The sequence below is a fragment of the Microbulbifer epialgicus genome, from assembly GCF_041447265.1.
Classification (GTDB): domain Bacteria; phylum Pseudomonadota; class Gammaproteobacteria; order Pseudomonadales; family Cellvibrionaceae; genus Microbulbifer; species Microbulbifer epialgicus.
In genome coordinates, this window is sequence record NZ_JBGMEK010000193.1 from 1 (window position 1) to 2,362 (window position 2,362).

Below are 2,362 nucleotides of genomic sequence, written 5' to 3' on the forward strand. Positions count from 1 at the left end.
CCATCTATTCAGCCAAGTTCTACGCTGTAATTTAGGTGTCCACCAATCAACAAGTGGACACCTAATATGAGTGAAATTATCCCCGCTAAGACACCCGCTAAGCGTCGCCGACATTCTCCGGAGCTTAAGGCCAAGATTCTCACCGAGTGCCAAGAACCTGGTATTTCCGTCGCCAGCGTTGCACTCCGGCATGGCATCAACGCCAACCTGATCCACAAATGGCGCCGAGAGGCTGCGGGCAAACGGAAGCCCACGGTGCAAAATTTTCTCCCCGTCCCCCTGTCTGACTCAGGGACCTCAGTCGACGTGGTCTTCGAGCTCTCCGGTATTAAGGTACGCTGGCCTCTCGCCCAAATTGACCGCGCTATCACCTGGCTCCGAGCTCTGCAGTCGTGATCCAGGTCGAGGAGATCTGGATGGCTACCGAGCCTCTGGACATGCGCGCCGGGCCGGATACGGCGCTCGCGCGTGTCGTTCAGGTGTTCGGTGAGGCCAAGCCCCACTGTGCCTATCTGTTTGCCAACAAGCGCGGTAACCGCATGAAGGTTCTGGTACACGATGGCTTTGGTCTGTGGCTCGCTGCCCGCCGACTCCACCAGGGCAGCTTTGTCTGGAGCAAGCCCTGGCAAGGCGAACGGGTGGCCCTGACAGCGGAGGAGCTGCAGGCGCTGGTGATCGGGCTGCCCTGGCACCAGGTCGGTCACGATCACCGGATTGCTTTGCTTTAGTAGAACCTCTTCTCTGGCCAACACAACCGTCAAAACGTCCTATCTGGTAATCACCATCGGCGGTGGAATCTGGCAGGATGCCGGCCATGACAACACCGCCCGATCTCAACAGCCTCGATGCCGACCAACTGCGCCAGCTTGCGGCACAGTTGTTGGCTGAGTCGGCGGAAAAAGAGAAGCGGCTTCATAATCAGCAACTGCTGAACGACAAGCTCAAGCACGAGCTGGCCATCCTCAAGCGGCACCACTTCGGGGAGAGCAGTGAAGCACTGAACACCCATCAGGCCAGCTTGCTGGACGAGCTGGTGGGTGCGGATATCGCCGCCGTAGAGATGGAACTCGCCGGAGCCACTGAGTCCACACCTCAGCCGGCCAAGCGTCAACCCAAACGTTCGCCGCTGCCACCAGAGCTACCGCGCCAGATCATCGAACACGAGCCCGAGCACACCCAGTGCGACTGTGGTTGTCAGCTCCAGCGCATCGGCGAAGACATCAGTGAAAAGCTCGATTACACCCCGGGCACCTTCACCGTGGAGCGCCATGTCCGTGGCAAGTGGGCCTGCAAACGCTGTGAAAGCCTCACCCAAGCGCCGATCCCGCCACAGATCATCGACAAAGGCATCCCCACCAGTGGCCTGCTGGCACACCTGCTGATCGCCAAGTATGCCGATCACCTGCCACTCTACCGACAGGAAAGAATCTTTACCCGCGCCGGGCTCGCTATCTCCCGATCAACCCTGGCGGAATGGGTTGGCCGATGTGGTGTTGCCCTGCAGCCGTTGGTAGACGCTCTGCGCGAAGAGCTTCTGCAGCACCCGGTACTCCACGCCGATGAAACCCCAGTCCCCATGTTGGCACCGGGTAAGAAGAAAACTCACCGCGCCTATATCTGGGCCTACTGCAGCACCTCTGCTGCGACCATCAAGGCCGTGGTCTACGACTTCGCGGAAACCCGCGTTGGAGCCAATGCACGCACCTTCCTCGAAGGCTGGCAGGGCAAGCTGGTCTGCGATGACTACAGTGGCTACAAGGCTGGCTTCAAACAAGGCATCACCGAGATCGGTTGCATGGCCCATGCACGCCGGAAGTTCTACGACCTCCATGCCGCAAACAAAAGCCAAATCGCTGAACAGGCTCTGCAGCTCATCCAGCAGCTCTACGATATTGAGCGGGAAGCCAAAGGGCTCACCGTGGCGGCGAGAAAGCAGCTCCGCGAGCAGCGATCAAAACCGTTACTGGACAGTCTCTACCAGTGGTTGATAACGCACCGGCAAAAGGTGCTCAATGGATCGGCAACCGCCAAAGCGATCGATTACAGCCTGAAACGTTGGCAAGCGTTAACGCGCTACTGTGGCGATGGCGGGGTGCCGATCGATAACAACCATGTGGAAAACCAGATCCGACCGTGGGCGCTGGGGCGCAGCAACTGGCTGTTCGCCGGCAGTTTGCGCAGTGGGCAGCGCGCGGCAGCAATCATGAGCCTGATCCAGTCAGCCAAGCTGAATGGTCATGATCCGTATGCGTATCTGAAAGAAGTGATGCAGCGGTTACCGATACATCGCGCCAGTGCTATCGGCGAGCTGCTGCCACATAACTGGGCACCTGCTGCCAAGGTGTGATGGCCGGACGCTTAC

Annotated in this window: 3 protein-coding genes; all 3 read left to right on the forward strand. The window is 59.1% G+C overall.

Annotated elements, in window-relative coordinates:
- Window positions 1–66: 66 nt before the first annotated feature.
- The 3 genes from tnpA to tnpC all read left to right on the forward strand — a co-directional run bounded on the left by tnpA (window position 67) and on the right by tnpC (window position 2,347).
- Window positions 67–396, forward strand: a complete 330-nt coding sequence (tnpA, locus tag ACCI49_RS24340) for an IS66-like element accessory protein TnpA (RefSeq protein ID WP_371841846.1) — start codon at window positions 67–69, stop codon at window positions 394–396.
- Window positions 397–416: 20 nt separating this feature from the next.
- Window positions 417–728 (forward strand): IS66 family insertion sequence element accessory protein TnpB, encoded by a 312-nt coding sequence (gene tnpB, locus ACCI49_RS24345; protein ID WP_371841847.1) that lies wholly within the window; start codon window positions 417–419, stop codon window positions 726–728.
- Between the two features lie 86 nt (window positions 729–814).
- Entirely contained in the window at window positions 815–2,347 is a 1,533-nt protein-coding gene (tnpC, locus tag ACCI49_RS24350; protein WP_371841848.1) for an IS66 family transposase, read from the forward strand.
- Window positions 2,348–2,362: the final 15 nt, after the last annotated feature.

Coding starts and splice junctions, on each gene's coding strand:
- tnpA (WP_371841846.1), top strand. CDS start 67: ATGAGTGAAATTATCCCCGCTAAGACACCCGCTAAGCGTCGCCGACAT.
- tnpC (WP_371841848.1), top strand. CDS start 815: ATGACAACACCGCCCGATCTCAACAGCCTCGATGCCGACCAACTGCGC.
- tnpB (WP_371841847.1), top strand. CDS start 417: ATGGCTACCGAGCCTCTGGACATGCGCGCCGGGCCGGATACGGCGCTC.